At 53.2% G+C, this 6167-nt stretch carries 8 protein-coding genes; all 8 read left to right on the top strand.

Annotated features, from left to right (window positions below; genetic code table 11):
- Positions 1 to 275, top strand: a 275-nt coding sequence (locus ACI2JR_RS22195) for a F0F1 ATP synthase subunit A (RefSeq protein WP_462479485.1), incomplete at its 5' end; no start/stop codon positions are given.
- A gap of 47 nt (positions 276 to 322) precedes the next feature.
- Entirely contained in the window at positions 323 to 562 is a 240-nt protein-coding gene (atpE, locus tag ACI2JR_RS22190; protein WP_000429386.1) for a F0F1 ATP synthase subunit C, read from the top strand.
- Positions 563 to 616: 54 nt separating this feature from the next.
- A complete protein-coding gene (atpF, locus tag ACI2JR_RS22185; RefSeq protein WP_004869221.1) occupies positions 617 to 1087 on the top strand; it encodes a F0F1 ATP synthase subunit B in 471 nt (156 codons plus the stop codon).
- 14 nt (positions 1088 to 1101) lie between these two features.
- Positions 1102 to 1635, top strand: a complete 534-nt coding sequence (atpH, locus tag ACI2JR_RS22180; RefSeq protein WP_132729078.1) for a F0F1 ATP synthase subunit delta — start codon at positions 1102 to 1104, stop codon at positions 1633 to 1635.
- Between the two features lie 12 nt (positions 1636 to 1647).
- The gene (gene atpA / locus ACI2JR_RS22175) at positions 1648 to 3189 is read left to right on the top strand and encodes a F0F1 ATP synthase subunit alpha (RefSeq protein ID WP_132729080.1); all 1542 of its coding nucleotides are present in this window, start codon (positions 1648 to 1650) and stop codon (positions 3187 to 3189) included.
- 50 nt (positions 3190 to 3239) lie between these two features.
- A complete protein-coding gene (gene atpG / locus ACI2JR_RS22170; RefSeq protein ID WP_132729082.1) occupies positions 3240 to 4103 on the top strand; it encodes a F0F1 ATP synthase subunit gamma in 864 nt (287 codons plus the stop codon).
- Between the two features lie 26 nt (positions 4104 to 4129).
- Positions 4130 to 5512, top strand: coding sequence for a F0F1 ATP synthase subunit beta (atpD, locus tag ACI2JR_RS22165; RefSeq protein WP_132729084.1), 1383 nt, complete (start codon positions 4130 to 4132; stop codon positions 5510 to 5512).
- 20 nt (positions 5513 to 5532) lie between these two features.
- A complete protein-coding gene (locus tag ACI2JR_RS22160; RefSeq protein WP_132729086.1) occupies positions 5533 to 5952 on the top strand; it encodes a F0F1 ATP synthase subunit epsilon in 420 nt (139 codons plus the stop codon).
- Positions 5953 to 6167 lie beyond the last annotated feature (215 nt).

Below are 6167 nucleotides of genomic sequence, written 5' to 3'. Positions count from 1 at the left end.
AGCCGTTCAATCACTGGGCGTTCATTCCTGTCAACTTAATCCTTGAAGGGGTAAGCCTGCTGTCCAAACCGGTTTCACTTGGTCTGCGACTGTTCGGCAACATGTATGCCGGTGAGCTGATTTTCATTCTGATTGCTGGTCTGCTGCCGTGGTGGTCACAGTGGGTTCTGAATGTGCCATGGGCCATTTTCCACATCCTGATTATTACGCTGCAAGCCTTCATCTTCATGGTTCTGACGATCGTCTATCTGTCGATGGCATCTGAAGAGCATTGATTTTTACCAACATACTACGTTTTTACTGAAACAAACTGGAGACTGTCATGGAAAACCTGAATATGGATCTGCTGTACATGGCTGCCGCTGTGATGATGGGTCTGGCGGCGATCGGTGCTGCGATCGGTATCGGCATCCTCGGGGGCAAATTCCTGGAAGGCGCAGCGCGTCAACCGGATCTGATTCCTCTGCTGCGTACTCAGTTCTTTATCGTTATGGGTCTGGTGGATGCTATCCCGATGATCGCTGTAGGTCTGGGTCTGTACGTGATGTTTGCTGTCGCGTAGTAAGTTGTTCGAAAGAAACCTAAGCCACAGAGTTAATTTAAGAGGTATTGTGCTGTGAACATGAACGCAACAATCCTCGGCCAGGCCATCGCGTTTGTTCTTTTCGTATGGTTCTGCATGAAGTACGTATGGCCGCCTTTAATGGCTGCCATCGAAAAACGCCAGAAAGAGATTTCTGACGGTTTAGCTTCCGCAGAACGCGCTAAGAAAGATTTGGACCTTGCACAGGCCAACGCGACCGACCAGCTGAAAAAAGCGAAAGCGGAAGCCCAGGTTATCATTGAGCAGGCGAACAAGCGTCGCTCTCAGATGCTGGATGAAGCTAAAGCTGAAGCAGAACAGGAACGCACCAAAATCGTCGCACAGGCGCAGGCTGAAATTGATGCCGAACGTAAACGTGCTCGTGAGGAGCTGCGTAAGCAGGTCGCAATCCTGGCTGTTGCTGGCGCCGAGAAGATCATCGAACGTTCCGTGGATGAAGCTGCTAACAGCGACATCGTGGATAAACTTGTCGCTGAACTGTAAGGAGGGAGGGGCTGATGTCTGAATTTGTAACGGTAGCTCGCCCCTACGCCAAAGCAGCTTTTGACTTTGCCGTCGAACACAAAAGTGTTGAACGCTGGCAGGATATGCTGGCGTTTGCCGCTGAAGTGACCAAAAACGAACAAATGGCAGAGCTTCTGTCCGGTGCTCTGGCGCCGGAAACGCTCTCTGACGCGTTCATTGCGGTCTGCGGTGAGCAACTGGACGAAAATGGCCAGAACCTGATTCGGGTTATGGCTGAAAATGGTCGTCTGAAAGTGCTCCCGGATGTTCTTGAGCAGTTCATTCACCTGCGCGCTGCCAGTGAGGCAACCGCAGAGGTAGAGGTTATCTCTGCCAACCCGTTGAGTGAAGAACAGCTTGCGAAGATCGTCGGCGCGATGGAAAAACGTCTGTCACGCAAAGTTAAGCTGAATTGCAAAATCGATAAGTCTGTTATGGCAGGTGTTATCATCCGTGCGGGTGATATGGTCATTGATGGTAGCGTACGCGGCCGTCTTGATCGCCTTGCAGACGTCTTGCAGTCTTAAGGGGACTGGAGCATGCAACTGAATTCCACCGAAATCAGCGAACTGATCAAGCAGCGCATTGCTCAGTTCAATGTTGTGAGCGAGGCTCACAACGAAGGTACTATCGTTTCCGTCAGTGACGGCGTTATCCGCATCCACGGCCTGGCCGATTGTATGCAGGGTGAGATGATTTCCCTGCCGGGTAACCGTTACGCTATCGCACTGAACCTGGAGCGCGACTCCGTAGGTGCCGTTGTGATGGGGCCGTACGCTGACCTGGCCGAAGGCATGAAGGTCAAATGTACTGGCCGTATTCTTGAAGTTCCGGTTGGCCGTGGCCTGCTGGGTCGCGTGGTGAACACCCTGGGGGCACCGATTGACGGCAAAGGTCCGGTTGAGCACGATGGCTTCTCGCCAATCGAAGTGATCGCACCGGGCGTTATCGAACGTCAGTCCGTCGATCAGCCGGTTCAAACCGGTTATAAATCCGTCGATGCTATGATTCCAATCGGCCGTGGCCAGCGTGAGCTGATCATCGGCGACCGTCAGACCGGTAAAACCGCGATGGCAATCGATGCGATCATCAACCAGCGTGATTCCGGCATTAAATGCGTCTACGTGGCTATCGGCCAGAAAGCGTCCACCATTTCTAACGTGGTTCGTAAACTGGAAGAGCACGGCGCGCTGTCCAACACCATCGTGGTAGTGGCGACCGCTTCTGAATCCGCTGCACTGCAATACCTGGCGCCATATGCCGGTTGCGCAATGGGCGAATACTTCCGCGACCGCGGTGAAGATGCGCTGATCGTTTACGACGATCTGTCTAAACAGGCCGTTGCTTACCGTCAGGTTTCCCTGCTGCTCCGTCGTCCGCCTGGACGTGAAGCATTCCCGGGCGACGTGTTCTACCTCCACTCCCGTCTGCTGGAGCGCGCATCCCGCGTTAACGCGGAATACGTTGAGAACTTCACCAAAGGTGAAGTGAAAGGTAAAACCGGCTCCCTGACCGCCCTGCCGATTATCGAAACGCAGGCAGGTGACGTTTCCGCATTCGTTCCGACCAACGTAATTTCCATTACCGATGGTCAGATCTTCCTGGAAACCAACCTGTTTAACTCCGGTATTCGTCCGGCGGTTAACCCGGGAATTTCCGTATCCCGTGTGGGTGGTGCTGCTCAGACCAAGATCATCAAGAAACTGTCCGGTGGTATTCGTACCGCGCTGGCGCAGTATCGTGAACTGGCGGCGTTCTCTCAGTTCGCATCCGATCTGGATGAAGCAACCCGTAAACAGCTGAGCCATGGTCAGAAAGTAACCGAGCTGCTGAAACAGAAACAGTATGCACCTATGTCTGTCGCACAGCAGGGTCTGGTCCTGTTTGCTGCTGAACGCGGTTACCTCGAAGATGTGGAACTGGCGAAAATCGGTAGCTTTGAAGCCGCTCTGCTGGCTTACGTCGACCGTGACCACGCTCCGCTGATGCAAGAGATTAACCAGACCGGTGGCTATAACGACGAGATCGAAGGCAAGCTGAAAAGCATCCTCGACTCCTTTAAAGCAACCCAGTCCTGGTAAAGTCTGGCGGCCTGCCCCAGGGCGGGCCGTAAGGCATTGAGGAGAAGTTCATGGCCGGCGCAAAAGAGATACGTAGTAAGATCGCAAGCGTCCAGAACACGCAAAAGATCACTAAAGCGATGGAAATGGTCGCCGCTTCCAAAATGCGTAAATCGCAGGAGCGCATGGCGGCCAGCCGTCCTTATGCAGATACCATGCGCAAAGTGATTGGTCACCTTGCAAACGGCAATCTGGAATATAAGCACCCGTACCTGGAAGAACGCGACGTTAAACGCGTGGGCTACCTGGTGGTGTCGACCGACCGTGGTCTGTGCGGTGGCTTGAACATTAACCTGTTCAAAAAGCTGCTGGCGGATATGAAAGTATGGTCCGATAAAGGCGTTCAGTGCGATATCGCAATGATCGGCTCGAAGGGCGTCTCTTTCTTTAGTTCCGTAGGTGGCAATATTGTCGCCCAGGTGACCGGTATGGGTGATAACCCGTCCCTGTCCGAACTGATCGGCCCGGTAAAAGTGATGTTGCAGGCCTATGATGAAGGCCGTCTGGACAAGCTTTACGTTGTCAGCAACAAATTTATTAATACCATGTCTCAGGCTCCGACCATTACTCAGCTGCTGCCGTTACCGGCATCAGAAGATGCTGAGCTGAAGCGTAAATCCTGGGATTACCTGTATGAGCCAGACCCGAAAGCGCTGCTGGATACCCTCCTGCGCCGTTATGTCGAGTCCCAGGTTTATCAGGGCGTGGTAGAAAACCTGGCCAGCGAGCAGGCCGCACGTATGGTGGCGATGAAAGCCGCAACCGATAATGGCGGCAGCCTGATTAAAGAGCTGCAGTTGGTATACAACAAAGCTCGTCAGGCCAGCATTACTCAGGAACTCACCGAGATCGTCGGTGGTGCATCCGCGGTATAACCAGGTTAATTCGTAGAGGATTCAAGATGGCTACTGGAAAAATTGTCCAGGTAATCGGCGCCGTGGTTGACGTCGAATTCCCTCAGGATGCCGTACCGCGCGTGTACGATGCTCTTGAGGTACAAAATGGTAACGAGAGCCTGGTGCTGGAAGTTCAGCAGCAGCTCGGCGGTGGTATCGTACGTGCTATCGCCATGGGTTCTTCCGACGGTCTGCGTCGTGGTCTGGAAGTTAAAGACCTTCAGCACCCGATCGAAGTCCCGGTTGGTAAAGCAACGCTGGGTCGTATCATGAACGTGCTGGGTCAGCCGATCGATATGAAAGGCGACATCGGCGAAGAAGAGCGTTGGGCGATTCACCGCGCAGCTCCGTCCTATGAAGAGCTGTCCAGCTCTCAGGAACTGCTGGAAACCGGCATCAAAGTTATCGACCTGATGTGTCCGTTCGCGAAGGGCGGTAAAGTCGGTCTGTTCGGTGGTGCGGGTGTAGGTAAAACCGTAAACATGATGGAGCTGATCCGTAACATCGCGATCGAACACTCCGGTTACTCCGTGTTTGCGGGCGTAGGTGAACGTACTCGTGAGGGTAACGACTTCTACCACGAAATGACCGACTCCAACGTTCTGGACAAAGTATCCCTGGTTTACGGCCAGATGAACGAGCCGCCGGGAAACCGTCTGCGCGTTGCGCTGACTGGCCTGACCATGGCTGAGAAATTCCGTGACGAAGGTCGTGACGTTCTGCTGTTCGTCGACAACATCTACCGTTATACCCTTGCCGGTACTGAAGTATCCGCACTGCTGGGCCGTATGCCTTCAGCAGTAGGTTATCAGCCGACTCTGGCGGAAGAGATGGGCGTTCTGCAGGAACGTATCACCTCCACCAAGACCGGTTCTATCACTTCCGTACAGGCGGTATACGTACCTGCGGATGACCTGACTGACCCATCACCAGCCACCACCTTTGCTCACTTAGACGCAACCGTGGTACTGAGCCGTCAGATCGCGTCTCTGGGTATCTACCCGGCCGTTGACCCGCTGGATTCCACCAGCCGTCAGCTGGATCCGCTGGTGGTTGGTCAGGAGCACTACGACACCGCGCGTGGCGTACAGTCCCTGCTGCAGCGTTACCAGGAACTGAAAGACATCATCGCCATCCTTGGTATGGATGAACTGTCTGAAGAAGACAAACTGGTGGTAGCACGCGCGCGTAAGATTCAGCGCTTCCTGTCCCAGCCGTTCTTCGTGGCAGAAGTATTTACCGGTTCTCCGGGTAAATACGTCTCCCTGAAAGACACCATCCGTGGTTTTAAAGGCATCATGGAAGGCGAATACGATCACCTGCCAGAGCAGGCGTTCTACATGGTCGGTTCTATCGACGAAGCCGTGGAAAAAGCCAAAAAACTTTAACGCCTTAATCGGAGGGTGATATGGCAATGACTTACCACCTGGATGTCGTCAGCGCGGAGAAACAGATGTTCTCCGGCCTGGTCGAAAAAATCCAGGTAACGGGTAGTGAAGGTGAACTGGGTATTTACCCGGGTCACGCGCCGCTGCTCACCGCCATTAAGCCTGGTATGATTCGCATCGTTAAACAGCACGGTCATGAAGAGTTTATCTATCTGTCCGGCGGCATTCTCGAAGTGCAGCCTGGTAGCGTGACCGTTCTGGCTGATACGGCAATTCGTGGCCAGGATCTCGACGAAGCGCGAGCCCTGGAATCGAAGCGTAAAGCGGAAGAGCACATTAACAGCTCTCACGGCGACGTGGATTACGCTCAGGCGTCCGCGGAACTGGCCAAAGCGATCGCCAAACTGCGCGTTATCGAGTTGACCAAAAAAGCGATGTAACACCGGCTTGAAAGTTAAAAGGCCAGTCTGGTTTCCAGGCTGGCTTTTTTTATGGCTTCGTTTCAACAATTGCAAAACTAAAACCGCATTTTAAATTTTTGTGATTTAAGTCACGCTTTTGTTGAACGATTAAATAGTGCGGCGTAGACTTATTTTGTGATGTTTATCACATAACGAGCTCGGCAGAACGTATTCTTTAATCAGGAAGCCATCAT

Source organism: Klebsiella sp. NPDC088457 (assembly GCF_044900465.1).
Lineage (GTDB): Bacteria > Pseudomonadota > Gammaproteobacteria > Enterobacterales > Enterobacteriaceae > Klebsiella.
This window is presented reverse-complemented; position numbering and strand designations above follow the sequence as displayed.